29 protein-coding genes and 1 pseudogene are annotated in these 24,364 nt (G+C 68.1%); 13 read left to right on the top strand and 17 right to left on the bottom strand.

The genetic code is table 11. The features are described 5' to 3' along the window. The first annotated feature begins 13 nt into the window (after positions 1 to 13). The gene (locus ABD120_RS36815; protein WP_343954995.1) at positions 14 to 589 is read left to right on the top strand and encodes a dTDP-4-dehydrorhamnose 3,5-epimerase family protein; all 576 of its coding nucleotides are present in this window, start codon (positions 14 to 16) and stop codon (positions 587 to 589) included. Here the strand turns inward: ABD120_RS36815 and rfbD are convergent. The 5 genes from rfbD to ABD120_RS36790 all read right to left on the bottom strand — a co-directional run bounded on the left by rfbD (position 571) and on the right by ABD120_RS36790 (position 5,483). Further along, positions 571 to 1,422, bottom strand: coding sequence for a dTDP-4-dehydrorhamnose reductase (gene rfbD, locus ABD120_RS36810; RefSeq protein WP_343954994.1), 852 nt, complete (start codon positions 1,420 to 1,422; stop codon positions 571 to 573). The genes ABD120_RS36815 and rfbD overlap by 19 nt on opposite strands. Continuing rightward, entirely contained in the window at positions 1,419 to 2,342 is a 924-nt protein-coding gene (gene rfbB / locus ABD120_RS36805; RefSeq protein ID WP_343954993.1) for a dTDP-glucose 4,6-dehydratase, read from the bottom strand. The genes rfbD and rfbB overlap by 4 nt, the downstream gene beginning before the upstream one ends. Then, a complete protein-coding gene (locus ABD120_RS36800; RefSeq protein WP_343954992.1) occupies positions 2,339 to 3,403 on the bottom strand; it encodes a glucose-1-phosphate thymidylyltransferase in 1,065 nt (354 codons plus the stop codon). Before ABD120_RS36800 ends, rfbB begins: the two co-directional genes overlap by 4 nt. A 2-nt stretch (positions 3,404 to 3,405) precedes the next feature. After that, on the bottom strand, positions 3,406 to 4,767 hold the full coding sequence (locus tag ABD120_RS36795) for a sugar transferase (protein WP_425564096.1): 1,362 nt from the start codon (positions 4,765 to 4,767) through the stop codon (positions 3,406 to 3,408). 365 nt (positions 4,768 to 5,132) lie between these two features. Beyond that, on the bottom strand, positions 5,133 to 5,483 hold the full coding sequence (locus ABD120_RS36790; RefSeq protein WP_343954990.1) for a hypothetical protein: 351 nt from the start codon (positions 5,481 to 5,483) through the stop codon (positions 5,133 to 5,135). A 329-nt stretch (positions 5,484 to 5,812) separates the two neighbouring features. Between ABD120_RS36790 and ABD120_RS36785 the strand changes: the two genes are divergently transcribed. Further along, a complete protein-coding gene (locus ABD120_RS36785; RefSeq protein WP_343954989.1) occupies positions 5,813 to 6,694 on the top strand; it encodes a hypothetical protein in 882 nt (293 codons plus the stop codon). Positions 6,695 to 6,764: 70 nt separating this feature from the next. Here the strand turns inward: ABD120_RS36785 and ABD120_RS36780 are convergent, their stop codons facing one another. Together ABD120_RS36780 and ABD120_RS36775 are read right to left on the bottom strand one after the other, a co-directional pair. After that, a complete protein-coding gene (locus ABD120_RS36780; protein ID WP_343954988.1) occupies positions 6,765 to 7,382 on the bottom strand; it encodes a GntR family transcriptional regulator in 618 nt (205 codons plus the stop codon). Between the two features lie 420 nt (positions 7,383 to 7,802). Continuing rightward, entirely contained in the window at positions 7,803 to 8,780 is a 978-nt protein-coding gene (locus ABD120_RS36775; RefSeq protein ID WP_343954987.1) for a DMT family transporter, read from the bottom strand. Between the two features lie 65 nt (positions 8,781 to 8,845). Between ABD120_RS36775 and ABD120_RS36770 the strand changes: the two genes are divergently transcribed. Further along, complete coding sequence (locus tag ABD120_RS36770; protein WP_343954986.1) at positions 8,846 to 9,223, top strand: hypothetical protein; 378 nt, start codon at positions 8,846 to 8,848, stop codon at positions 9,221 to 9,223. Here the strand turns inward: ABD120_RS36770 and ABD120_RS36765 are convergent. From ABD120_RS36765 to ABD120_RS36755, 3 genes are all read right to left on the bottom strand, one after another. Next, the gene (locus ABD120_RS36765) at positions 9,220 to 9,702 is read right to left on the bottom strand and encodes a GNAT family N-acetyltransferase (RefSeq protein WP_343954985.1); all 483 of its coding nucleotides are present in this window, start codon (positions 9,700 to 9,702) and stop codon (positions 9,220 to 9,222) included. The two genes, ABD120_RS36770 and ABD120_RS36765, sit on opposite strands and share 4 nt — an antisense overlap. 11 nt (positions 9,703 to 9,713) lie before the next feature. After that, entirely contained in the window at positions 9,714 to 10,073 is a 360-nt protein-coding gene (locus tag ABD120_RS36760; RefSeq protein WP_343954984.1) for an MmcQ/YjbR family DNA-binding protein, read from the bottom strand. A gap of 130 nt (positions 10,074 to 10,203) precedes the next feature. Further along, a complete protein-coding gene (locus ABD120_RS36755) occupies positions 10,204 to 11,466 on the bottom strand; it encodes an RNA-guided endonuclease InsQ/TnpB family protein (RefSeq protein ID WP_343954983.1) in 1,263 nt (420 codons plus the stop codon). 40 nt (positions 11,467 to 11,506) lie between these two features. Between ABD120_RS36755 and tnpA the strand changes: the two are divergent. After that, a pseudogene (tnpA, locus tag ABD120_RS36750) lies at positions 11,507 to 11,919 on the top strand (IS200/IS605 family transposase); the annotation flags it as partial. 52 nt (positions 11,920 to 11,971) lie between these two features. On the opposite strand, the gene ABD120_RS36745 reads toward tnpA, so the two are convergent. Together ABD120_RS36745 and ABD120_RS36740 are read right to left on the bottom strand one after the other, a co-directional pair. After that, on the bottom strand, positions 11,972 to 12,388 hold the full coding sequence (locus ABD120_RS36745) for a hypothetical protein (protein ID WP_343954982.1): 417 nt from the start codon (positions 12,386 to 12,388) through the stop codon (positions 11,972 to 11,974). Between the two features lie 37 nt (positions 12,389 to 12,425). Beyond that, on the bottom strand, positions 12,426 to 12,734 hold the full coding sequence (locus ABD120_RS36740) for a hypothetical protein (protein ID WP_343954981.1): 309 nt from the start codon (positions 12,732 to 12,734) through the stop codon (positions 12,426 to 12,428). A gap of 260 nt (positions 12,735 to 12,994) precedes the next feature. Here ABD120_RS36740 and ABD120_RS36735 point away from each other — a divergent pair, with 260 nt between their 5' ends. Continuing rightward, complete coding sequence (locus tag ABD120_RS36735; protein WP_343954980.1) at positions 12,995 to 13,666, top strand: RapZ C-terminal domain-containing protein; 672 nt, start codon at positions 12,995 to 12,997, stop codon at positions 13,664 to 13,666. A 290-nt stretch (positions 13,667 to 13,956) separates the two neighbouring features. Here ABD120_RS36735 and ABD120_RS36730 read toward each other — a convergent pair whose 3' ends face one another. Together ABD120_RS36730 and ABD120_RS36725 are read right to left on the bottom strand one after the other, a co-directional pair. Further along, the gene (locus tag ABD120_RS36730) at positions 13,957 to 14,256 is read right to left on the bottom strand and encodes a helix-turn-helix domain-containing protein (RefSeq protein ID WP_343954979.1); all 300 of its coding nucleotides are present in this window, start codon (positions 14,254 to 14,256) and stop codon (positions 13,957 to 13,959) included. Further along, positions 14,256 to 14,525, bottom strand: coding sequence for a type II toxin-antitoxin system RelE/ParE family toxin (locus ABD120_RS36725; RefSeq protein WP_343954978.1), 270 nt, complete (start codon positions 14,523 to 14,525; stop codon positions 14,256 to 14,258). Before ABD120_RS36725 ends, ABD120_RS36730 begins: the two co-directional genes overlap by 1 nt. Before the next feature lie 475 nt (positions 14,526 to 15,000). Between ABD120_RS36725 and ABD120_RS36720 the strand changes: the two genes are divergently transcribed. From ABD120_RS36720 to ABD120_RS36690, 7 genes are all read left to right on the top strand, one after another. Continuing rightward, positions 15,001 to 15,183, top strand: coding sequence for an RNA polymerase sigma factor (locus ABD120_RS36720; protein WP_343954977.1), 183 nt, complete (start codon positions 15,001 to 15,003; stop codon positions 15,181 to 15,183). A 6-nt stretch (positions 15,184 to 15,189) separates the two neighbouring features. Beyond that, positions 15,190 to 15,513, top strand: a complete 324-nt coding sequence (locus tag ABD120_RS36715; protein ID WP_343955026.1) for an RNA polymerase sigma factor — start codon at positions 15,190 to 15,192, stop codon at positions 15,511 to 15,513. Continuing rightward, entirely contained in the window at positions 15,513 to 16,550 is a 1,038-nt protein-coding gene (locus ABD120_RS36710) for a hypothetical protein (protein ID WP_343954976.1), read from the top strand. The genes ABD120_RS36715 and ABD120_RS36710 overlap by 1 nt, the downstream gene beginning before the upstream one ends. Positions 16,551 to 16,880: 330 nt before the next feature. Next, positions 16,881 to 17,972: a helix-turn-helix domain-containing protein gene (locus ABD120_RS36705; protein ID WP_343954975.1), complete on the top strand. Its 1,092-nt coding sequence runs from the start codon at positions 16,881 to 16,883 to the stop codon at positions 17,970 to 17,972. After that, entirely contained in the window at positions 17,969 to 18,517 is a 549-nt protein-coding gene (locus ABD120_RS36700; RefSeq protein WP_343954974.1) for a PIN domain-containing protein, read from the top strand. The genes ABD120_RS36705 and ABD120_RS36700 overlap by 4 nt, the downstream gene beginning before the upstream one ends. A 273-nt stretch (positions 18,518 to 18,790) precedes the next feature. Beyond that, the gene (locus tag ABD120_RS36695; RefSeq protein ID WP_343954973.1) at positions 18,791 to 19,873 is read left to right on the top strand and encodes a hypothetical protein; all 1,083 of its coding nucleotides are present in this window, start codon (positions 18,791 to 18,793) and stop codon (positions 19,871 to 19,873) included. 158 nt (positions 19,874 to 20,031) lie between these two features. Further along, on the top strand, positions 20,032 to 20,193 hold the full coding sequence (locus tag ABD120_RS36690; RefSeq protein ID WP_343954972.1) for a hypothetical protein: 162 nt from the start codon (positions 20,032 to 20,034) through the stop codon (positions 20,191 to 20,193). 70 nt (positions 20,194 to 20,263) lie between these two features. On the opposite strand, the gene msrA is transcribed toward ABD120_RS36690, so the two are convergent. Further along, a complete protein-coding gene (gene msrA, locus ABD120_RS36685; protein WP_343954971.1) occupies positions 20,264 to 20,926 on the bottom strand; it encodes a peptide-methionine (S)-S-oxide reductase MsrA in 663 nt (220 codons plus the stop codon). 117 nt (positions 20,927 to 21,043) lie between these two features. On the opposite strand from msrA, the gene rarD reads away from it, so the two are divergent. Beyond that, entirely contained in the window at positions 21,044 to 21,970 is a 927-nt protein-coding gene (rarD, locus tag ABD120_RS36680) for an EamA family transporter RarD (protein WP_343954970.1), read from the top strand. Between the two features lie 153 nt (positions 21,971 to 22,123). Here rarD and ABD120_RS36675 read toward each other — a convergent pair whose 3' ends face one another. Both ABD120_RS36675 and nuoN read right to left on the bottom strand, forming a co-directional pair. After that, on the bottom strand, positions 22,124 to 23,113 hold the full coding sequence (locus tag ABD120_RS36675) for a polyprenyl synthetase family protein (protein WP_343954969.1): 990 nt from the start codon (positions 23,111 to 23,113) through the stop codon (positions 22,124 to 22,126). 9 nt (positions 23,114 to 23,122) lie between these two features. After that, positions 23,123 to 24,364 (bottom strand): NADH-quinone oxidoreductase subunit NuoN (gene nuoN / locus ABD120_RS36670; RefSeq protein WP_343954968.1); only part of this gene is annotated, 1,242 nt, incomplete at its 5' end.

The raw sequence follows: 24,364 nt of genomic DNA, 5'->3' as shown, positions 1-24,364 counted from the left end.
GATGCTGCGCCCCATGGATCGCCTCAGCATCGACGGCGCGTGGCAGTTCGTCCCACGGATCCACGCCGACCCTCGTGGTGCCTTTCTGGAAGCCTTCCGAGCCGCCGACCTGCCGCGCCCGTTCCGGCTCGCGCAGATCAACTGTTCGGTCTCGGCGGCCGGGGTCCTGCGCGGCGTGCACTTCGCCGACGTACCGCCCGGCCAGGCGAAGTACGTGATGTGCGTGTCCGGCGCCATCCTCGACGTCGTCGTCGACCTGCGGGTCGGCTCCCCCGGCTTCGGCCGCTGGGAGGCCCTTCGGCTGGACTCCGAGGAACGCCGGGCCGTGTTCGTCTCCGAAGGGCTCGGGCACGCCTTCCTCGCGCTCAGCGAGCAGGCGACCGTCGTCTACGCCTGCTCCGAGGGTTACAACCCCGGCGGCGAGCACGGCGTGCACCCGCTCGACCCCGACCTCGGGATCGACTGGCCGTGGAACGAACCACAGCTTTCGGACAAGGACGCCGCCTCGCCCACCCTGAAGCAGGCGCTCGACAGCGGCCTGCTGCCCTCCTACGACACGTGCCAGGCGTTCTACGCAGGACTGCACTGACGGCCCGCTCTTTCGGACAGCAGCGGCCAGGCCGCCGTCAGCGCCTCCTGCCAGTGCCTGATCGGCTCGGTCTTCGTGCACGCCAGCACACTGTTGGCCGGCCGGGCGGCGGGCAGGGGGTAGCCCGCCGTCTTGATCGGCCGGACCCGCTCCGGATCGGCGCCGAGCAGCCTGAAGATCTCGCGGGCGAAGCCGTACCAGGTGGTCTCGCCGGAGCTCGACCCGTGGTAGACGCCGGGCGGCAGGTCGGACTCGGCCAGCCGTACGAGGTGGTCGGCCAGATCCACCGTCCAGGTCGGCTGGCCGCGCTGGTCGTCGACCACCTCGACGGTCTCGCGCTGGGCCGCCAGGCGGATCATCGTCTTCACGAAGTTGCGGCCGCCCGCGCCGTACAGCCAGGCCGTCCGCACCACGTAGTGGCCCGCCGCCGCGAGTTCGCCCGCCAGCTTGGTACGCCCGTAGGCGTTCATCGGCGCGGGCGTGTCCTCCTCCGTGTACGGCATGCGGCAGCGCCCGTCGAAGACGTAGTCCGTGGAGATCTGCAGCAGCCGCGAACCGGCCCGCTCACACGCCTCCGCCAGGTGCTCGACCGCGTGCCCGTTGACCGCGAGCGCGGCCTCCTCCTGGTCCTCCGCGGCGTCCACGGCCGTCCAGGCGGCGCAGTTGACCACCACTCTCGGCCGGTAGGCGCCCACGAAGTCGCGCACCGCCCGCCGGTCGCGCAGGTCGAGGTCGGTACGGCCGAGCGCGAGCACCGGCTCGCCGCGCAGCGCCACCCGCTCCAGCAGGTCGGTGGCGAGCATGCCGCCGCCACCGGTGATGAGCCATCTCACGTCCACCGGTCCCTGCGCTCGGTGTACCAGTGGATCGTCTCCTTCAGCCCGTCCTCGAAGGCGACCTGCGGCCGGTAGCCGAGCGCGCGCAACCGGCTGTCGTCCAGGGAGTAGCGGCGGTCGTGGCCCTTACGGTCGGCGACGTGCTCGACCCGGTCCCAGCCCGCCCCGCAGGCCGCGAGGATCAGGCCGGTCAGCTCGGTGTTGGTCAGTTCGACGTCGCCGCCGATGTGGTAGACCTCGCCCGGTTCGCCGACCTCGGCCACCAGGCGGATGCCCGCGCAGTGGTCGGCGACGTGCACCCACTCGCGCACGTTGCCGCCGTCGCCGTACAGGGGGAGTTTCCTGCCCTTCAACAGGTTGGTCACGAACAGCGGGATCAGTTTCTCCGGGAACTGGCGCGGACCGTAGTTGTTCGAGCAGCGCGTGATCGAGACGTCGAGCCCGTGCGTGATCGCGTAGGCGCGCGCGACCAGGTCTCCGCCCGCCTTCGAGGCCGAGTACGGCGAGCGCGGCAGCAGCGGGGCGTCCTCCGACCACGACCCGCTGTCGATCGACCCGTAGACCTCGTCGGTCGAGACCTGCACGACCTTGCGCACCCCCGCCTCCAGGCAGGCGTCGAGCAGGGTCTGGGTGCCGAGCACGTTGGTGCGCACGAACGCGGACGCCCCGTCGATCGAGCGGTCCACGTGCGACTCGGCCGCGAAGTTGACCACCAGGTCGTGCCCGGGGACGAGCTGTCTCAGCAAGTCGGCGTCGCAGATGTCACCGTGCACGAAGGTGTGCTCGACTCCGTCGAGATTGGCTCGGTCGCCCGCGTAGGTGAGCCGGTCGAGCACGGTGATCTCGGCGCCGGGGAAGGTCCGCGCGAAGTGCGAGCCGATGAAGCCCGCTCCTCCGGTGACCAGGAGCTTCGTCATGAACTGATCTGCACCTTGCTGTGATCGCCCAGCACGAGGCGGTGGGCTCTGGGGGTGTTGGGGGCGGGGGTCACTTCGACGTCGTGGCCGATGAGGGAGGCCTCGATCCGGCCGACGCCGCTGATGGAGGCTCTGGGGAGCACGATGGAGTACTCGATCTCACTGTCGGACAGGCGGCAGTCGGCGCCGATCGAGGTGAACGGGCCGACGTAGCTGTCGCTCACGTGGGCGCCCGCGCCGATGATCGCGGGCCCGACGACGCGGGAGCGTTCGATCCTGGCGCCGGGTTCGACGACGACCCGGCCGATCAGTTCGCTGCCGGAGCACTCGCCCGCGACGCCGGGTGTCATCGACTCCAGGACCAGGCGGTTGACCTCCAGCATGTCGGTGACGTTGCCGGTGTCCTTCCAGTAGCCGGTGATGACCGTGGACTCGACCTTCCGGCCGTGGTCGACCAGCCACTGGACGGCGTCGGTGATCTCCAGCTCGCCGCGCCACGACGGTTTCAGCTCGGCCACGGCCTCGTGCACGGCCGGGGTGAACAGGTAGACGCCGACCAGCGCGAGGTCGCTCTTCGGCCGTTTCGGTTTCTCCTCCAGCCGGACGACGGCGCCGTCCGGGCCGAGTTCGGCCACGCCGAACTGGCTGGGGTCGCCCACCCGGGTCAGCATGATCTGCGCGTCCGGCCGGCTGCCGGCGAATTCGCCGACGATCTCGGTGATGCCGCCGACGATGAAGTTGTCGCCGAGGTACATGACGAAGTCGTCGTCGCCCAGGTAGTCACGCGCGATCAGTACGGCGTGCGCCAGGCCGAGGGGCCGGTCCTGCCGCAGGTAGGTGACCTGCAGCCCGAACGCCGAGCCGTCGCCAACGGCGGCCTCGATCTCGGCGTGGGTGTCCCCGACCACGATGCCGAGCTCCTGGATCCCGGCCTCGGCTATCGCCTCCAGGCCGTAGAAGAGCACGGGTTTGTTGGCCACGGGGACCAGTTGCTTCGCCGAGGTGTGGGTGATCGGCCGCAGCCGGGTTCCCGATCCTCCGGCGAGGACGAGGGCTTTCACCGCTAGTAGGCTCCTTCTCCCCGTGTGACGACGGACCACGTCTTCCACAGGATCTGCAGGTCGAGGATGAGCGACCAGTTCTCCACATAGCGCAGGTCCAGCCGTACGGATTCGTCCCAGGTTAGGTTGGAACGTCCGCTGACCTGCCAGAGTCCGGTCATGCCCGGTTTCACCGCCAGCCGCCGGTGGACGTCGCTGACGTACCTGGCGACCTCCTCGGGCAGCGGCGGGCGCGGGCCGACGAGCGACATGTCGCCGGCGATGACGTTGAAGAGCTGAGGCAGCTCGTCGAGCGAGTAGCGGCGGAGGAACGCTCCCACGCGGGTGACCCTTGGATCGTTCCTAATCTTGAAGAGCACGCCGTCGAACTCGTTGGCTTCGAGGAGGGCGTCTTTAAGCTTCTCGGCATCCACCACCATCGTACGAAATTTCATGACTTTGAAGTGTGAGCCGTTTCTGCCCACTCTGACCTGACGGAACAGCACGGGCCCCGGGCTGGTCATCCTGATCATCAGGAAGATCACCAGGAACGGCACCGACAGCGCCACCACGGCGAGGGCCGCCACGACCTTGTCGAAGACGCTCTTGACCAGGCGTTTGGCGCCCTGGAACTCAGGATGCTCCACGTGCAGCAACGGCATCCCGGCCACCGGCCGGATGCTGATGCGCGGACCGGCCACGTCCATGAGCGTGGGCGCCACGAACAGGTCCGTCTTCGCCGTCTCCAGGCTCCACGCCAGCCGCCGCAGCGTGGTCCCGTCGAGTTCGGGGCAGGCCAGGACGGCGACCGCGTCCGCCCCCACGGCCGCCACGACCTCCGACACCTCGCCGAACGAGCCCAGCACGGGCAGCCCGTCGAGGTCGGCGTCGAGCGTTCCCGGAGGCAGGCACGCTCCAATGACCCGCATGCCGTGGTGCGGCTGACGGCGGAACTGCACCACCAGATCGAGCACCGCCTCGCGATGGCCGACGGCGATCACGTGCCGCATGTAGTCGCCGACCGCGCGCCTGCTGTGCAGGCGTTTGCGCATCCGGAACCGGAAGTACAGCGTGGCCGCCACCGCGAGCGGCAGCGTCGCCATGACGAAGCTGCGCGCCACGGCCGTCTGTGTGGCGTAGGCGCCGATGGCGACCGTGGCCATCAGGCCGACGCCGCCGTTGAACACCGCGCGGAACTCGTCCGTGCCCTCACCGTGCGCCCGCTGGCGGTAGGCGCCCGCCAGCGACATCGACAGCGGCCAGGCCACGATCAGCCCGACGGCCAGCGTTATCTCCTCGACCGGGATGTAGGCGCCGAAGGCCAGCCGTACCCCGAACACGCAGGCACAACAGACCAGTGCGCAGAACACGTCTCCCAGGAGCAAGAGCCGTAAGTACGCCCGCGTCCAGATACTGGAAGCGTGGCGTGGTACGGCTTTGAGGAGTGCGACATCGGACTCCCCAAATTCCACCCTCATAACACCCCACCTGCCGCTCAAGTGCACCGCGATAACGTGACGTTCCTTGAAGCGCATGGGTTTACCTGGATCCCATGTGATCTCAAGGGCGGCGGCCCCCCATAAAGAGTAAAGATCCCTCTCATCAGGGGGAATAACGGGTTATGTCCACAATCGGACGCACGGAGCTGCTATCAGGGCTTGACGGAGCGATCCAAAGATGCAGCGGGCTACCAGGAGAAACGTCTGTTATACAGCCGGAAATCAGCCGACTACTCGGCAATTAGGGACGGCTAGTCATACTCCAGATCCGGCAATGCGGACGGCGGATCGGGACTTCTCCACACGACCACAACCCCGTCATTGACCGAATTCGCGGCGAGATTCAGGCGATCGAGGTCGAAATCCGGCAGATAACGGAGGCGCGCCAGGAACGTCGCATCGGTGGCCGAACGCGGCACGACACAGCCTTCACCCGCGCGGTCCAACAGGATGAACAGGACATCATCCCCGGATTCCGGCATGACACGGACCTCGACCACGTCCTCCCACGCGAGAGCTTCGACGCTCCCGTCTGCGTAGTGGCGGGTCACGCCTTCTTCCGTGACGTACACGTAGGAGTCCGGCATCGGGTTGCCGTGCATGGCCGCGATTCTTGCGAGTGCAGCCTGCTCACGCAAGGGCTGCTTTTCCAGGCTACTCCGCCAGGCCAACCACGCACCCGGACACCATGCGGCGACACCACCCACCCGAACCACTCCACCAACCGCCCCACGCACTCTCATGTGCGGCGAAACCACCCGCCCGAACCACACCACCCCGGACACCGTACGGCGACACCGCCTCCGGCGGGACCACACACCCGCTTTCTCGGGCCGCCCGCCACGTGCCCGGGACACCGGAAGGCGACAATCCGCGCTCTCAAGCTGCTCCGTCAGGCGAACCTGGAGGCCCGCCGGATCGTCATCCTGGCATGCGGATCCTTCGAACCGTGCGCACCGTCGCCGCGCTGATCGCGCTGGCGCTCTGCGGGCCGGCCGCCGTGAACACCGTCGACGCCGCCCGCGCGAAGGCAACGGCCGAACGCTGGCAGGGCTCGCCGCAGGAGCGGGCGTGGCGGGAGGGGTTCGTGCCGTTGCAGAGCCTCGCCCTGGAGCCCGGCCGGGCGGTGCCGTACTGGGCGCTGGTCAGCGCGCACAACGGCGCCTGGAAGCTGGGGGCGGACCTGCCGTCCCGGCCACCCGCTCCCGTTCGGGTGCGGTGGTCGGACGGGTCCGCCGCACTGGTGCCGCTCGTCTCGGCCTCGGTCGCCTTCGCCCGGCTGCGCAGGCCCGGGTACGACGAGGACGCGAGTTGCCCGGCCGGAGGCTGCCGGGTGCTGCGCGTCGTCGGCGCCGTCCAGGGCAAGACGACCATGGCCACGAGCCGAGGACCGATCACGGTGCCGACGTGGGAGTTCACCGTGGAGGGCGTGGACGAGCCGTTCCGGCGGATCGCCGTGGACCCGGCCGCCATGAGCCGCCCGCCGAAGGCGCGAAGCTGGCAGCGGGTGTACTCGTACCGGGTGGTCGCGGACAATGAGCTGGAACTGCAGTACGGGCACAACCCGTGCACCACGACGCACGGGGCCAGGGTCTACGAGACCTCGGCCGTGGTGGTCGTCGACGTCGAGGTGCGCGAAACGGACGTGGAACACTGCGACGAGATGCTGCACACCGACCCGGTGCGAACAACCCTCGACAGACCGCTCGGCACCCGGGTCGTCCTGGACGCCCGCAGCGGCGTCCCCCTGGTACCGGGAACGGAAGAACGCCAATTCTGGAGCGAGCCCGGCTGGAACCTCCTCGCCTCCTGACCACTCCCCCTAGCCACCCGTTCCCCCACCACGCCCATGGACGCAACCGCGCTCATCCCCGCCATCGCTGTCAGTCGGCTCCCCAGGAGTGGGACAGGTGGGCGGCCATGGCGGCGCGGGCGGATTCCTCCGGGCCGCGTTCGATCGCGTCGAGCAGTTCGCGATGCTCCCTGACCAGCAGTTCCCGGTCGGTGTACACGTCACGCAACCGGACCAGGCCCAACCGCATCTCGGCCGCCAGCGCCGCGTAGAGGCGTTCGAGGCGAGGGCTGCCGACCGCTTCGACCAGCGCCTGGTGCAATGCCATGTGGGCGGCCACCGATTCCGCCCAAGGAGCATCGGCGGGCAGGGCGGCCATCCGGGCCAGCGCCGCGTCCGCCGCTTCGACCCGGCGGCCGACCAGCGCGCTGGCCATCAGTTCCTCCAGCGGCCGCCGGACGTACATGAGATCGTCGAGATCCTCCAACGACACCAGCGGGACGTAGGCGCTGCGGTTGCGCTCGCGCCGCAGCAGACCCTCGTGGACCAGGACGGCCAGCGCCTCACGCACGGTCGGGCGGGCCACGCCGTACGAGGCGGCGATCTCCTGCTCCGGGAGCGAGGTGCCGGGCTGGATCTCTCCGGACAGCACACGGCGGCGCAGCGCCCCCACGAGCGCCTCCACCGCCGACACCGGATTGATCCGCACGCGGACTACCATAGTCGCGCCCTCCGACGCTTTCCGTGGCTCCGCCCACCCCACCCCCTCCGGCCCTGCTCAAAGCACCACCCGACAACAGACCCGGAGCGCCCTCCGACACCCCCACACTCCGGCGGTCCGCAGCTCCACCCACCCCACCTCCCCAAACCCGCTCGGAGCGCCACCTGGTTACAGGTCCGGAACGCCCCTCCGACAGCCCCACACTCCGACGGCCGGTGTCACTTCGTGTGCCTATCGGCGACGGGCCGAGCCGTGCTCACCTCTCGGCCTGACCGCCGGGGTGTTCCAGGCGCCGCGACGGCGAGAGGGGGTGCGGTGAACATCGGCGCCTCGTACGGCGGCCGGCGCGGGCCGGGCCGGGGGTAATCAGGGCGGCGTAGCGGCGGGGTGGCCGCGCGGGGAGGAGCGTCATCCTGGAGGCCGTGAGCGGGCGGCGGCGGGTGGCGGGGAAGGGGGCTTTGCCGTAACAGCCGGTTCAAGCGACCCCCGAGACCCCCGAGACCGCAGAAACCCGCGAGACACCCGAGATCGCAGAGATCTCAGAAGCCCCCGCGGCCGCGCCGGGAGTGCCAGGGCGGACAGGGCGGCGAGCAGGAGCAGCAGCCCTGCCACCGACAGTCCCGTCAGCCGCTCCCCCAGCACCACCACCCCCAGCAGCGCCGCCACCCCCGGCTCGGCGAGCGCCAGCGTCGCCGCCGTCGTCACCGGCGTGCTGCGCAGTCCCCGCCCATACAGGAAGTACGCCAGAGCGGTCGTCCCCAACCCCAGATAAAGGACGGCCACCAACGCCCCCGGCGTCACCATCCACTCCGCTCCCCGCCACACCAGCACCGGAACCATGACGATGGCCGCACCCCCGAACATCGCGCCCATGGCCACGTCCGACGGCACTCCCCGCCCGATCGCCCGCGCCGCCACCACCGCGTAGAACGCGTACAGCAGCCCGCCCAGCAACGCGAGCAGCACCCCCGACACCACCTGCCCGCCCGCCTGCGCCCCTCCCCCGACGATCAACGCCGCGCACCCCGCCACGGCCGCCACCGTGGCGATCACCCACCGGCCGCTCGGCCGCTCCCCGTGCAGCGCCCACGCCAGGATCCCCGTGAACACCGGCCCGCTGCCGATCGCCACGACCGTGCCGATCGCGACCCCCGTCCGGCTGACGGCCGCGAAGAAACACAGCTGGTACGCGGCCACCGCCACCGCCCCGAGCAGCAGCGACGGCGTCAGCCCGCCGCGCAGGCGAGGCCCGGCGAGCGCCGCGAGGGCCGCCCCGCCGACGACCAGCCGGGCGGCGGCCAGCGCGACGGAGTCGGCGGACACGAGCAGCCCGGCGGTGCCGGCGGTCCCCCACAGGACGGCGGCCCCGATGACAGCGATACGCATACCGGGATTGTCTGACAACCAGACAATAATTGTCCAGCGGGAGGCGATGATCTACCATCGGGCCTGTGGACAGCGCCAGCCTGGCCGCGGCCTCCCTCCTCACGGCGTTGAACCGGTCCGCCGCGACCCTCGCCGCCATCGAACACTCCTTCGCCCGCAGCACCCCCTTCAGCCACCCCACCCCGCCCGCAGGCTCGGTCATGGGCACGGTGATCACGCTGCCCGACGGCCGCGAGGTGCGTTTCGCCGTCTGGTTCGGCTACGCCGACGACGCCTTCCACATCGAAGGCGAGGTCATCGCGGAGGACGAGGTGCTGGTCGGCCTGCCGCCCACCAGCACACCCGACCTCGGCGCCGCGCTGGCCGCCCTCGACCACTGCACCGTCGAGGTCACCGCCCCCGCCGCCCGCATCATCGACCGCTTACTGGAGGACCTGCGCTAGTCGGTGGCCAGACGGGCATGCCGTTCGACGTCGTGCCGCACGCCGTCGTACAGGAGCCTGCCCCGTTCGACCCCCTCGGCCAGGAACCCGGCCTTGACCGCCACCCGGCACGAAGCCGTGTTGCCGACCCAGTGGTTGAGCACGAGCCGGAACAGTCCGCGTTCGGTGAATGCCCATTCGGCGATCAGCCCCGTCGCGGCCGTGGCGACGCCGAGGCCCCTGCGGTCGGCGGCGGTCCAGTAGGACACCCAGCCGTTGAGGTGCGCGTCGATGTTGGTGATGGCGACGTTGCCGACCGCCCGGCCGTCGAGCATGACCGCGAACGCGTGCCCGACCCCCTCCCAGGCGGCGATCCAGCCTTCGGCGTCCTTCAGTGTGACGATCGGCCACGACGTCTGGGTCCGCATGTCGTCGGCCTGGAAGGCACGCAGGACCTCCGCGGCGTCGCCGTAAGTCCACTTCCGAAGCTCGATATTCACCACATATCAGGTTATGTGCTCGTTAGTCCCAATGTCGCCTCGAACTCCGTCACCATCGCCTGCGGCGCGGTCAGCAGCCACGCTTCCGCCACCAGTTCCCACAACTCATCTGGCTCGATGCGGTCGAGATGGACCACCACCCACCCGAACCGGCCTGCGGTGAACTGCACCTCGAACACCTCAGGCCGCTCGGCCACCAACGCGAGCTGCTCCTCGATCGTGGCCTTCAGCCCGACGGTGCGGGTGCGCTCCCACAGGTAGGCGAAGCCCTTGCCCTGCACCTTGACACCGGTCCACTCGCCGCCGTCGTTGAGCTTGTGCGCCGGCAACCGCCGCAGCAGCTCCAGGAACTCGTCGACCGTCACTCCCATGCCTACAGGTCTAGCAGAGCCCACAGACATTCCGGGACCCGGCATCAGTCCCCCGCCCCGAGGTAATCGACCACATACTCTTGAACTCCTCCCCGGCCTGAAGGCCGGAGGTTCTCCCGTCACGTCGCGGTCAAGCAGCGCGCGGGGGTTGACGCTTCGCAGACCGGGCAACCCCTGAGTCTCCACGTCCTGCCACCACGGTTCCCGCGGCGGTTTCGATGTTGATCGCGGCGTTGATGTCGGCGTGACCGCTCCACCCGCACGCCAGGTCGGTGCAGGAGAACCTGATCCAGTCGCGGGCGGCTGGGTCACGACGACCGCATCGGTGGCAGGTCTGCGACGTGCCCGCCGCCGGGACCTTCACCACCCGGCCGCCGCGATCGGCGCTCTTGTACTCCAGCATGGTCACGGTACGCCCCCACGCCTCGCCGCTGATCGCCCGATTCAGCCCGGTTTTCTGCGCGACGTTGCGGCCGGGCCGCTCGACGGTGCCGCGTGCCGAGCGGAGCATGTTGACGATCTTCAGGTCTTCGACCACGATCTCGCCGAAGACGTCGGCGAGTTCGGTGCTGGTCCGGTGCTGCCAGTCCAGGGCCCGGCGCTTGGCTGTCGCGCGGAGCCTGCCGATCTGGCGGTGGGTGTGGGCACGCCGGTGCGAGATCGGCTCACCCTTGTGATGTGTGGCCCGTTGCCGGGCGGCTTTCTTCTCCAACCGGCGCAGCCGTTGTCTCTCGCCTTGGCTCAGCCACGGTCCGTGTTCGCGGGTGGTGCCGTCCGACAGGGCCAGGGCGAGGGTGACGCCCCGATCGATGCCGACCCGGCCGCCCGGATGCGGCGCCGGGGCCGGGGTGGGGGTTTCGGTGCGGAAGACGATCTGCCAGCCGTGGGCGTCCTTGACCAGTCTGGCCCCGGTGATCCGCCCGGCCGGGCCGCCTCGGGTGACACCCGGCAGGTTCTTGGTCCACCGGAACCGGACTCGGCCGACTTTGGGCAGGTTGACCGCTCCCCACCGGCGGTTGATCCGGGCGATGTGCAGGTCACGGGCTTGGGGGACGTCCACCGCCATCCGGGAACGCCGGTTTTTGAACGTCGGGCGTCCGGCGGGATGGCCGGGGTCGAAGAAGTTCGCCCACGCCTGCCGGTAGGTCTTCAATACCGCCTGTGCGGCTTGGGCGGGAAGCCGGGCCATCCAGTCGATCTCGTGGCGGGCTCGGCGGATCGCTTCGTCGCATGCCTTCAACGGTGCGAGCCGGCCCTGGCGGAACGTCGTGAACTGGTGTAGCAGGTTCCACAGCGCGTGAGCGGTGTGCGCCTGGCCGTCCAGTAGCGCGCTTTGCGCCGCTGTCGGGTCGAGCCGCGCCACGTGCGCGCGGGCCTGCGCCTCCTGCGTCACCGGCTGATCGTATCGTTCGGTTCATGTCACCCGGGGTGGAACCCCGGATCCCGATGTCCGCTCGGGGCGTCATGTCGTCCACGATCTTCACGCTCATTCGGTGTTCGTCACGAAGTACCGGCGTGGGGCGTTCACCGACCGGATGCCGACCCGCTGCGAGGAGATCGTGCGCGAGGTGTGCGCGGACTTCGAGACCGGACTGCGCGAGTTCGACGGCGGACACGACCATGTCCACCTGCTCGTCCACCACCCGCCCAAAGCCGCCCTGTCGAAACCGGTCGACAGTCTCAAGGGTGTCTCGGCGCGACTGCTCGCAAGGAATACGCCTGTCATGTCCGCGAGCATCCGTGGGGCGGGCGTTTCCGGTCCGGCTCCTACTTCGCCGGGTCGGTGGGCGGAGCACCACTGACGGTCGTGCGCCGGCACATCGAGCAGCGGCGACGACCTGTCTGAGCAAGGCGGACAGCCGGTTCGCCCAGCGGCGAATCGGCTGTTCCCGCCCCGGCTAAGCGGGACGGTCGGCTTCATCCCCGGCCTGAAGGCCGGACCGCTGCCGACGAACCAGGTAGAAACCGGCGATCGAGTCGCCGCCGACCGTCCCGAAAAGAAGTTGCTTGTGCACCTTCGCGAACGGGAACGCCGTGCTGCCGCACGGCAGGCGCACCCCCCACCCGTGCCCGTCCACCCGGTGCCAGTTCCCACCCGTGGCCGCGACGATGCAGGCGCCGAGGAACGAGCCCAGCACCGCGACCAGGACGTCGAGGTCCTGGGCATCCGGCCGCGTACGCCGACGTTCGATGAACCCCATGACCCACTCGACGGACGCCGCGTTGAGGCCGAACTCCACATCGCTCAGCGGCCCCAGCCGGGCGACGGCGAAGTCGGCGTTCTCCTGGATCTGCCGCAGGCCCCGCTCGTCCACCACGCCCTCCCAGTTACCCGCATATCGGACATCTTCATTAGAAGATAGGAAATGAATTGATAAAAGAACACCCTGGAGGGAGAAAGCTCCAACTGAAGGGAATACGGGCTTCCGCGAACGCTTCAGTGAGCTCTGGTTGATCCTCTATGGTCGTCGCGGGGATGAACTCACCTCCGTCCGCCTCCAGGGCATCCGGCGTGAATTGCCGGATCGCCCGGCAGACGGAATGAGGAGAAAAGTGGATAAACCACACCCCCGCCAGCGTGACCGGTACCAGGCGGCACCGAACGTCCTTGACCTGATCAAGTTCGTGCTGTGGCTGCTCTGGATGCTCAGCACCGATCACGACGCCACCCCGTAACAGGGGTGGCCGGGCCTCCTACCGGACAGTGCCGGTCAGCCTTGAAAGGTAGGAGGCCCGCCCGCCCAGAGTAGGGGATCCCCTGCGGCGGCCGACTGTGACAAGCCTCCAGCCCTCGGCAACCCCTGACCGTCCTGTTACCTGCCTACTACCCGGTCGTATACACCTTTCTCCATTAGCCATAGGAGTCAGACAAACGACCATGAAACAATGTGTCGAGTGATTCGACATATATCATCGCCGTCGTGGCCGACTTCCCGAGCTCCCGGCGGGGCGCCCTCCATGCCCTCGCGCATTGGGCCCGCCATCACCGCCGCAGCAGGTCCCGCCTGATCTCAGCGGCATGGCGGGCGGGCGAGCACAACATCGCCGCGCTCGCACGCACCGCGGACGTCTCCCGCGACACCGTCTACAGCGACCTCGCCGAAGAGGGCCTCGACTACTCAGACCGCTCCGCCCCGGGCACGACCGTCCGGCCCAGCAGGCGGCAGGTCGAACTCACCACCTACGGCGTACTGCACCGGGACCCGCCCCACGGCACCGTCGCCCTGTCGGTCAACCTCGCCTCGGCGTTACGCGACCCCCTCGACGATCCCGAGGTCCGCGACAGGATGCGCAGCCTCGACGGCAGGGACGCGCACGTTCGCGCCTACGTCCTCGGCACCCCCGGCGCGCTGGAGATCGTCGGTCGCATGGCCGACCAACTCCGCGCCCTCGTGGACGGCTGGGGCAACGCGGCCGGCCACCTCGTACGCGCCCACGTCAGCGGCAGACACGGACGCCACCGCTCGGTCGCCGTCGCACAGGAGATCGCGGCCTGGCTGCACTCGGCGGGCTACGGCGTCGCGGTCGAACACCGCGAGATCACGAAGGGCCGGGAGTACAAATCCATACCCGAGGATGACGATTTCACCTGACCACACAGGCGGGACGGCGACACCTCATAGGCCGCCCTCGGACTTTCGGTCGTACGGAACCCGCACGGGCCCGGGATCGACCCGAACGGCGATCGCTTCGAAACCGCGCCGACCAGGTCGCTTGTCCGAAATCCTCTAGACCGGTCGCCGTAGCCGCCAACGGACCCGCCGGATACGCGCCTCTTCCCGGCTCGCGTTCCCGATGCCCATGCCTGTCCGACGCTTCGCGCCGTTCTCGATGAACGTCCCGAGCGGAGAATCCGACCACTACCGGCAGGGCTTCGGCCGCCTCAAGCGGCAGAGGCCCGTGGACTGATGCGCACTTCCAGATCGGCGTCCATAGCCCTGGCCAGACGCTCCAGAACGGGCAATGTCGGTACCGTGCCGCCAGCCTCGAAGCGGGCCACCGCCGACTGGGTCATGTCAGCTCTTTCAGCCAGTTCACGCTGACTCCAACCACGGGTTTCCCGAATCTCCCGTACGGCACGACCGAGTTCGAAGGCCAGACGAGCCGCCTCATACGCCTCCGCCGCCCCGGGCTCCGATAGCCGTCGCTCCCTGAGTTCCGTCCAGTCAGCCCGCTCGGCCATCACTGTTCCTCCTCCACCGTGTGCGCCTCAGACATACAGCGATGCAGCGCCCGACGCGCCCGGTCCACTTCTCGATCCTCTCTCATCCGTGTCTTGCGAAACACGGTGAGAAGGATGATTCGACGATCACCAGCGATCCAGTAGGAGATCCTCATCGTCAGATCGTCCAGGTAGAACCGGAGCTCGCGAAGCTTGCCGTCGAGTTGTCGCGTGTACGGCTCCCCCAACAACGCACCCTCCGCTGCCAGAAGATCGATATAGAAGGCCACTCGCGCGAACGACTCGGCCGGAAGCTTCTGAAGCCACTCCCTGAACTTCCGGTTCCAGTCCCACGCTACCCCAGCTCATAGCAACGATGCTATGGACAGCCCCTGCCCGCCGTCCCGGCAATGGCAAATTCACTACCGAATGTCGGATATCAAGCACCTAGCGTGAGCACCGGGGCCGGGTCATCCAGCACCGAGTTCCATAGGTCGACCAGTTCCCCAAGGCCCTGGGCGGTCAGCGCCCGAAGCACCAGCAGGGAACTGTCCATCCGAGATCGGATGTTCCCTGATACGCCAGACAGGGTGCGGCGGTCGCATCGCGCAACCCGGCACGGGCTACCGGCCGGGCCGCGCCGTACGCGCCCGTGATTCCTCCGGTCCCGGACGGCCCCTCATCCCGCACAGTTCACGAGATTGTCGGGAAGGATGGGGCGGCAGCGGGCAAGAAGGGATGTCAGCCAGATTCGGGAGCCGTTGCGTGATACTTGCCCCTGACACGTTCGAAGCGGTCTTCGACGCCCATTACGAGGAGATCCGCCGCTACATCGCGCGCCGGATCGCCCTGGACATGGCGGAGGACCTCGCGGCGGAGACCTTCCTCATCGCCTTCAAGCGCCGCGCGGTGTTCGACGCCTCGCAGGGAGGCGTGCGGCCCTGGTAGTACGGCATCGCCACCAACCTCATCGGCCGACACCGGCGGGCGGAGCTGCGCCGGTACCGCGCCCTGGCCAGATCCGGGCCTCCGCCCGACGAGGTGGGCCACGACGAGCGGGTCGTGGATCGGCTCGCGGCCGGAACGGCGGTGGGCCGGCTCGCGCAAGCGCTGGCGAACCTGTCGCCGGGCGAGCGCGACGCCGTCCTGCTCGTGGCGTACGGAGGACTGAGCTATCCCGAGGTGGCGGCGGCGCTGGGCGTCGCCGAGGGGACGGTCGCGTCCCGGCTGAGCAGGGCCAGGACCAAGCTGCGCGACGCGCTGGGGGTGGAGGTGTGATGAAGGAGTTCCAGTTCATCGACGAGGTGATGCCGGACGTTCCGCCCGCCTCGCCCGCGCAGGTCGCCGCCGTACGAGCCCGCGTCCTCGACCGGGCAGGTCCCACGGTGGCACGCGCCCGCCCGGCCAGGGGCCTGATGACGGCGTTGCTGGCAGCCGCGGCCGTCGTCCTCGTGATCACGGTCGCGCTGGTCGCGGTGTCCAGGCCGAGCGAGGAGCCGGTCGCCACCCCTGTCGCGAAGGCACTCCACGCGGCAGCCGACCGGCTCGCGGCCCAGCCGCCGCCCGAAGGCCGCTACTGGCGGCTGGAAACCCAGGAGATCATGCGGACCAAGGCGGCCACGGGCGACTACCCCGTCGAGGAACGCGCCGACGAAGTATTGATCATCGGGCGCGACGGCCGCCGCTACACCTGGTACGAGGCCGTGTCGACCAAGCCTTACGGCGCCGCCGCCAAACGCGCGTGGCGCCAGGCCGGATCCCCCAAGCTCTGCCCGGCCCGTGGCTGCGACACCAACCGACGCTTCAACGCCCGCCGTCAGCTCGATCAGGTGCTCAACCTCGCCGACGGTCTCAACCTGACGCTGAACGAACTCCTCGAACTCCCCCAGGAGCCCGCCGCGCTGCGAGCCCGGCTGCTGAAGAGCTACCCCGCCGACCTTGAACTCAGCAGGGAAGGGTGGCTGACAAGAGTGGGCATCCGGCTTGTCACTCAGACTCCCGCCACCCCCGGAACACGAGCCGCCGGCTACCGGATGCTGGCCGGGCTGCCAGGCATCAGCGTGGCCGGGGGGCGCGATGTGACCGGCCGTCCGGGCGTGGTCGTGCAGTTCCCGCCCCCCAAGGGCGTGGTCTGGACCCAACTCGTCATCGACGGACACAGCGGCGAACCGCTTGCGGTACAGCAGGTGGCGCCCGTCCCTGGTATTTCCGAGAAGACAGTGTGGCAGGCCACCGTCATCGGGAAACGGTACTGGACCGACGTCCGCCCCGTGGTACCTCCCGGCTGCGGCGCAGGCTGCACGGGCACATACTGAAGTCCTGGAGGTCCTCGTCCGCTTACCTCGCAGCGTCCGAGGCCGGTTCTTCGTATACGTGTGGATTGACCAGGACGTCACCGCCGGTGGAGCACAGACGCACCTCGCAGCCTTCCAACTCGGGCAGCGTCCGATGTCCGCTGCGGGGCGACCGTGGAGGAACTTACCGGAACCCTCCAGGCCGAGAGCAGTCTCCAGAAATCACGTCAATCTGCGAGGAGTCGGCAGTTCGCTGACAACCCACCCCGAAGCGCGGACGGGAACGCAAAGTTATCCCCAAGCTGCTCGCACCCATGTACGAGCCATCCACGTGTGTGCGATTATCGCACTATGAGCACGCTCGACTGGAGCGAGATCGGCGAGCGGGTCCGCGAAGCTCGACTGGCCATGCGGTTGTCACAAGAACAGCTGGCCCAGAAGACCGATCTCGACAGAACGATGATCAGCAAGATCGAAGCCGGTTCGAGGCGACTCGACGCACTGGAGCTCTCTCGACTGGCCCGCGCCCTGGACCTGCCGCTCGGTCATTTCCTCAGTGCACCGCCAACAGTGATGTCGCACCGAACACCCCTGGCCGAGGACACCACGACGGAAGTCACGCAAGCTTCTTACCGCATTGACAGCACATTGGCCATGTGGGTGCGTGAGATCCGATTGCTGATATCACTGAACATGCTTCAGCCCCGCCCCATAAGGCAGTATCCGGGCAAGGTCGATGGCCCGCTGACCGCCGCAACAGCCGCCAGGTGGCTGCGAACCGAACTCGGCCTGGGCAGCGGCGCCATTGAGTCGATGGCCGAGCTTTGCGAGAGATGCGGCCAATACATCTTGGTGATCGACCTGCCCGGGGACGGGGCGTCAGCAGTGGATGACGATATTGCGGCAGCGGTGGTAAGTCTCAACGGTGATCCCGGTCGGCGACGCAGCACCGCCGCCCACGAGCTCGGCCATCTCATACTTGGCGACGAGTATTCGACAGACGTAGGAGTCAGCGCTTCCCGCGCGGAACGCGAAGACATGGTGGACGCCTTCGCAGCGGAACTTCTGCTGCCGGTGGAGGCGGTCCGACGTGCCAAGAACAGCGAGACGTCAAATCGATCGATGCTCGTACGGCTGGCAGCCGAATATCGCACCTCCTGGAGCCTCACTCTGCGGCAGGCCAGGACTGCCGAGGTTTTGACACCGCACGAGGAGAAAAGGCTGCGAGCATGCCCACCGACCTTCGCGGAATTCAGAGACTCTGTGGGTTGGACGCCCCAGCCGGATCTCAACTCCATCCGCGTGCCCCCAAGCTTCGCGCACGCCGTGATGACGGCCTACCGACTCGGCCACATCACCAGCACCCGCGCCCTGGAACTGATGCACGGACAGCTCGAAAGCGCCGCGGACCTGCCACCAAGGCCTGAAGACGAGGCTCCATGACGGGCTCGACACCGGCTGAGCCGCTCCCTCCGTTGGTGGTCGACGCCATGATGCTGCACCACTTCGCCAAAGCCGACCGCCTCGACGTGCTCGGAGCCTGCGTCTCGACCCTGTCGACCACGCACCTCGTTGCCACAGAAGTCGATAAGTACGCCGAAGCCTATCCGTCTCTTCGGTCCATCACAGATCTCGAATGGCTGCGCGTCCTGTCACAGGACACCGACGAAGACCTGCTCGCCTTCGCGATGTGGGTCGACCTGCTCGGCGCAGGCGAGCACAATCTAGGGGAAGCCAGCGTCTTCGCGGCTGCCGAGGTTCATGGGCTAGTAGCCATCACAGACGACCGCGACGCCACCAAAGTCGGGCGAACGCGAGGACTTGAGATACACGGCACGGTGTGGCTCCTGACGCGACTTCACCGGCTCGGCAAAATGACCCTTGTAGAAATCTCCGGCCACGTGGACACCTTGCGACACACTGGCATGCGTCTCCCTTGCACCGGTCGCGATCTTCACCGATGGGCACGCGAACGCGGGCTCCTCTGAGACCATGTCCGGCACGATCAGACTTCACCTCGCGTCAGACCAACCGGACAAGCGACGCCCGTTCCGCCGATTCCACAGGAGCCTCCGGGGTTCTTGAAGAGGTACTGCTGGTGGGTAGCACTCCTCTCCAGGCAGCGACTCGCGCCCGCAGGCCACCGGTCTTCGGACACGCACGCCAACAAGCGACTCAGGCTGACTGTTCAGGAAATCCCCACTCTCCGCCTGCAACGGAGATAGGCTTTTTCCCGAACGCCGACGGACTGAGGAGCACCGATGGAGGCCAGGTCACAGCCTCAGAACGAGGCTGAGGTTCTACGAGCCGGAATGACTGTGCTGGGTGACCGCCTGCCAGCCGGGTGGGACGTCCAAGCGCTCAGCCACAGACTGCTCGATGCTCGCTTCGACGCTCTCTGGAAGGTGACAGCACCGGACGGAACCTCGGTCGTGCTGGTCGTTGAAGCCAAGCGCGTGGTGGAGAGACGTGACACCGCTACGCTGCTACATCAGTTGAATGCCGCGGCGGACGATCATCCAGGCAGCCGCGGGGTCGTCGTCTCTCGATACCTGTCGCCACCGGTGCGTAAGCGGCTCTCGGACGCCGGCCTCTCCTACATCGACGCGACAGGGAACATCACCCTGAACGTCTCCCAGCCCGGTCTGTACATTGCAGACCGAGGAGCCGATCATGATCCGTGGCGCGGTCCTGGAAGACCACGCGGAACGCTGAAGGGCGCTCCCGCAGCCAAGATCGTGCGTGCGCTGTTGGACTACGAAAGATCGTGGACGATACGTGAGCTGATCAACGTCGCCGATGTATCCACCGGGTCGACCTACCGCGTGATCGAGTTTCTCGAGCACGAGAGCCTCGCAACGCGGACCAGCTCGGGTGCGGTCGTAGTTCCCGATTGGATCGCACTGCTGAGGCGTTGGAGCGAGGACTACGGGTTCGTACGAAACAGCCGCGTCACACGGTGGATAGCGCCGAGAGGCCTACCCAAGCTCATGCGGCGGGCGGCTGATAATCCCACCCAGTACGCCGTAACCGGGACCTTGGCCGCAGCCCACTGGGCTCCCTATGCTCCAGCCCGCTCAGCCATGATCTACACAACGGACGCCGAGCACAGCGCCCGACTCTGGGATCTACGCCCCGCTGACGCCGGAGCGAATGTGATGTTGGCCGAGCCGGAAAGCGACGTCGTCTTCACCCGCACTCTTACCGACGCTTCCGGCCTCACGATCGCAGCGCCACCCCAAGTCGCCGCTGATCTGATGACAGGCCCTGGACGCAACCCCTCTGAAGCCGAAGAACTCATCGAATGGATGACGTGGCATGAATCCTCCTGGCGTAAGCAGTAGCGACATCCTCGTCCGATCTCGGTCCGCGCTTCTCGATGCCTTGGCCGCACTGGATGCCCACCGCGACGCTGTCATCGTGATCGGAGCACAGGCCGTCTACCTGCGCACTGCAGGAAGTCCTGTCGCACTCGCCGAAACGACGAAGGACAGCGCAATCCATGGGCCGCGCGGGGTTTACCGCGCTGTTCGCAGCAGGACCAGACGCGCTCGGCTCAATGATGGCCGGACGCGCCGAAGAGGGAATCGGCGAGCCCGAGACGGTTGCTCTGGCAACGTCGCTGCTGGCTGCAGACCTCGTTCAGGCTTTGGAAGGCGTCTGACAGTTACACAGAGGGCCCAACCTCGGTTTCGAGGCCTGGCCCTCTGGTCAGATTCCCCCGAGGGGCCGCTCTACTCGCCTGTGGACACGATGCCCACTGGACAGGAGACGCCCGTGCCGCCGATGCCGCAGTAGCCTCCGGGGTTCTTGAAGAGGTACTGCTGGTGGTAGTCCTCCGCGAAGTAGAAGGGCGGGGCGGGGGCGATCTCGGTGGTGATGGGGCCGTAGCCGGCGGTCTTCAGGACGCTCTCGTAAGAGTCGCGGGAGGCCAGGGCCGACTTCTCCTGCGCCGGTGAGTGGTAGTAGATCGCCGATCGGTACTGTGTGCCGACGTCGTTGCCCTGGCGCATACCCTGTGTGGGGTCGTGGGCCTCCCAGAAGACCTTCAGCAGGTCGTCGTAGGAGATCCGCGCCGGGTCGAAGACGACTCTGACGACCTCCGTGTGGCCGGTCTGCGCGCTGCAGACCTCCTCGTACGTCGGATGAGGCGTGTACCCGCCCTGGTACCCGACCGCCGTCGTGTACACCCCGGGCGTCTGCCAGAACTTCCGCTCGGCCCCCCAGAAACATCCGAGCCCGAAGTCGGCCACCTCCAGCCCCTCCGGGTACGGCCCGGCGAGCGGAGCGTCGAGCACGGCATGACGGGCGGGGACGGCCATCGCGGACGTACGGCCCGGCAGGGCGTCCTCGGGACGGACCATGGACGTCTTGTTGCCACCGAACAGCCAACCCATGACTGGTCACCTCCTGAGTTCCACCTTACAGACCCGCAAACCATTAAGGATCACTAAATAATCCCACATAGCAATACGAATTTGTAATAAATCATGTAATGGGTGAAAATGGACTACATGCCTGACCTGAAGCGCGGTGTGTTGTTCGGCGTGGCCGCCTATGCGATGTGGGGGCTGTTCCCTCTCTACTGGCCCCTCCTCAAGCCCTCCGGTGCCCTTGAGATCCTCTCGCACCGGATCGCCTGGTCGCTGGTGGCCGTCGTCGCGATCCTCGCCGTCCGCAGGCACTGGTCATGGTTCCGCGACCTGCTCAAGCAGCCCAAGAAGCTCATCCTCCTGGCCTTGGCCGCCTTCTTCGTCACGGTCAACTGGGGCACCTACATCTACGCCGTCAACGCCGGCAACGTGGTGGAGAGCGCTCTGGGCTACTTCATCAACCCTCTGGTCAGCGTGGTGTTCGGCGTGGCGATCCTCCGGGAGCGGCTGCGCCCGATGCAGTGGGTGGCCGTGGGCTTCGGTGCGCTCGCGGTGTTGTTCCTCACCCTCGACTACGGGCGCCTGCCGTGGATCGCGCTCACGCTCGCCTTCAGCTTCGGCATCTACGGCCTGATCAAGAAGGCCGCCAACGTGGGCGCCGCCGAGAGTCTCACGGTCGAGACCCTCATCCTGCTGGTCCCGGCCGTCGCCTACCTCGTCTACCTGGAGATCACCGGACAGGCCACGTTCGGCCACACCGACCCCGGCCACGCGCTGCTCCTGGCGGGCGCGGGCGTGATCACCGCCATCCCGCTGCTGTTCTTCACCGCCTCGGCCATCCGGGTGCCGCTCAGCACGATCGGGCTCTTGCAGTACATCGCCCCGATCCTGCAGTTCGGCGTAGGTGTGCTGATCGTGAAGGAGACGATGCCGCCGAGCCGCTGGATCGGGTTCTCGATCGTGTGGCTGGCCCTGGCGTTCTTCACCTACGACAGCATCAGCGCGGCCCGGCGCACCCGCAAGCAGGAGCTCGCGAAGACCGCCCAGCCCGCCACCTCCGCCGGCTAGCCACGCCACACGCCGGCCTCGCCCCAGTCAGACGACGTAGTCGGCCGCGCGCCACCCGCCCCTCGTCGTCACACGAGTGACCCGGCCGCGCATGACACCCCGCCCGTTGTCACAAGCCCGAACCCCGGCCGCGCCGTACGCCGAGTCCGGGCTCTAGCCCGTACGCTCCAGGACGTAGTCGCACAGCGCCAGCAGGGCGTGCTTGGCGGGGATGTCGGGAAGGGCGGACAGGTCCAGGCGGGCCCGGTCGACCCAGGCCCCCAGCTCGGCCCGCGCCTGCTCCATCGCCGGATGCGCCCGCAGCAGCGTCAGCGTCTCCTCGACGTCCGCCTCGGCCACCGGCCCCGACAGCAGCTCCTTCAGGCGGGAGTCGCCCTCGGCGGCCAGGACGTACAGCATCGGCAGCGTATGGACCCCCTCGCGCAGGTCGGTACCGGGCGTCTTGCCGGACTCCGAGGAGGACGAGGCCACGTCCAGCAGGTCGTCACCGAGCTGCCAGGCCACGCCGATGGCCTCGCAGGCGCGGCTCAGCCGCTCGTCGACGTCGGCGGGCGCCCCGGACAGGAGCGCGCCGAACCGTCCGGAGGCGGCGATGAGGGAGCCGGTCTTGTCGGCCAGCACGTCGAGGTAGTGGGTGACGGGGTCCTCGCCGGGACGCGGCCCGAGAGTCTCCCTGATCTGCCCCTGGACCAGCCGGGAGAACGTCTGCGACTGGATCCGGATGAGCTGCGGCCCGAGATCGGCCAGCAGGTCGGACGCCTGGGCGAACAGGTAGTCGCCCGTGAGGATGGCCACGGTGTTGTCCCAGCGGGCGTTGGCCGACGGGGAGCCGCGCCGTACCAGAGCCTCGTCCATGACGTCGTCGTGGTAGAGCGAGCCGAGGTGAGTCAGCTCGATCACGACGGCGCCGGGCACGATGCCCGGCGCCGAAGGGTCGCCGAACTGGGCGGCGAGCAGCACCATCAGCGTCCGGAAACGCTTGCCGCCCGCCTCGATGAGGTGTTTGGACGCCTCCGTGACGAAGGCGTCCTCGGTCTCGACCGCCGAGCGAAGGAGCTTCTCGACGGCAGCAAGTCCGCTGGATATGTCCCGCTCCAGCCGCTCGTCCTCAATGGGCAGGTCAATCACGGGTGGCGCGGACATATAGGACCCCTATCTGATGAACAGGCCAGACGCAGCCTGGCTGGCGATGTCGAGTGCGGGCTGCGGGAAGAGCCCTACTCCAACCGTAACCAGAAGGGCGACTCCGATCACCACCGCGGTGCCGATGCTGGGCATGGCGACCGTGGGGCCGTCGGCTGCGGGCTCGCTGAAGAACATCAGCACGATGACGCGGACGTAGAAGAACGCGGCGATCGCCGAGGCGATGACACCGACGACGACCAGTCCGGTCATCCACGAGCCGAGAGCGTCCCCGACCTGCGAACCGCTGTCCAGCGCCGCCGCGAACACGGCGTACTTGCCGAAGAAGCCGCTGGTGAGCGGGATCCCGGCGAAGGCCAGCAGGAAGAAGGCGAAGACACCGGACAGCAGCGGGGCCCGCTTGCCGAGGCCAGCCCAGCGCGACAGGTGGTTGGCCTCGCCTCCGGGGTCGCGCACCATCGTGACGACGGCGAACGCGCCCACCGTGGTGAAGCCGTACACCAGCAGGTAGAACAGGATCGCGGCGAGCGAGCCGGCGTTCTTCTCCGCGATCTCGAAGGTCGCCATCACGCCGATGAGCAGGAAGCCCGCGTGCGCGATCGACGAGTAGGCGAGCATGCGCTTGATGTCGGTCTGCGTGATCGCCAGGATCGCACCCACGATCATGGTGAGGGCGGCGACGACCCACATGACCGGACGCCAGTCCCAGTCGAGGTTGCCCAGCGCCACCCAGAACACCCGCAGGACCGCGCCCATGGCCGCCACCAGCGTGCCGGAGGCCATCAGGGCGGTGACCGGGGTCGGGGCGCCCTGGTAGACGTCGGGCTTCCACGCGTGGAACGGCGCCGCGCCGATCTTGAACAGCAGGCCGACGCCGAGCAGCGACAGGCCGAGCAGCAGGATCGGGTCGAGCTGTCCGCCGGTGGCCAGCGCCTGGCTGATGCCGGGCAGGCTCACCGTGCCGGCGTAGCCGTACACGAAAGCCATGCCGTACAGGAAGAAGGCCGAGGAGAACGCGCCGAGCAGGAAGTACTTCAGCGACGCCTCCTGCGACAGCAGGCGGCGACGGCGGGCCAGCCCGCACAGCAGGTACAGCGGCAGCGACATGACCTCAAGGGCCACGAACATGATCAGCAGATCGTTGGAGGCGGGGAAGAGCAGCATGCCGCCGATGGCGAACAGGACCAGAGGGTAGACCTCCGTCTGCGCGCCGCCCGAGGTCTCGGCTTCCTCTTCTTCGGCGCTGCCGGG

This window comes from Nonomuraea longicatena (genome assembly GCF_039525605.1).
GTDB classification, from domain to species: Bacteria; Actinomycetota; Actinomycetes; order Streptosporangiales; family Streptosporangiaceae; genus Nonomuraea; species Nonomuraea longicatena.
The sequence above is the reverse complement of the archived record's forward strand: the minus strand, read 5'-3'. Positions and strand labels throughout refer to the sequence as shown.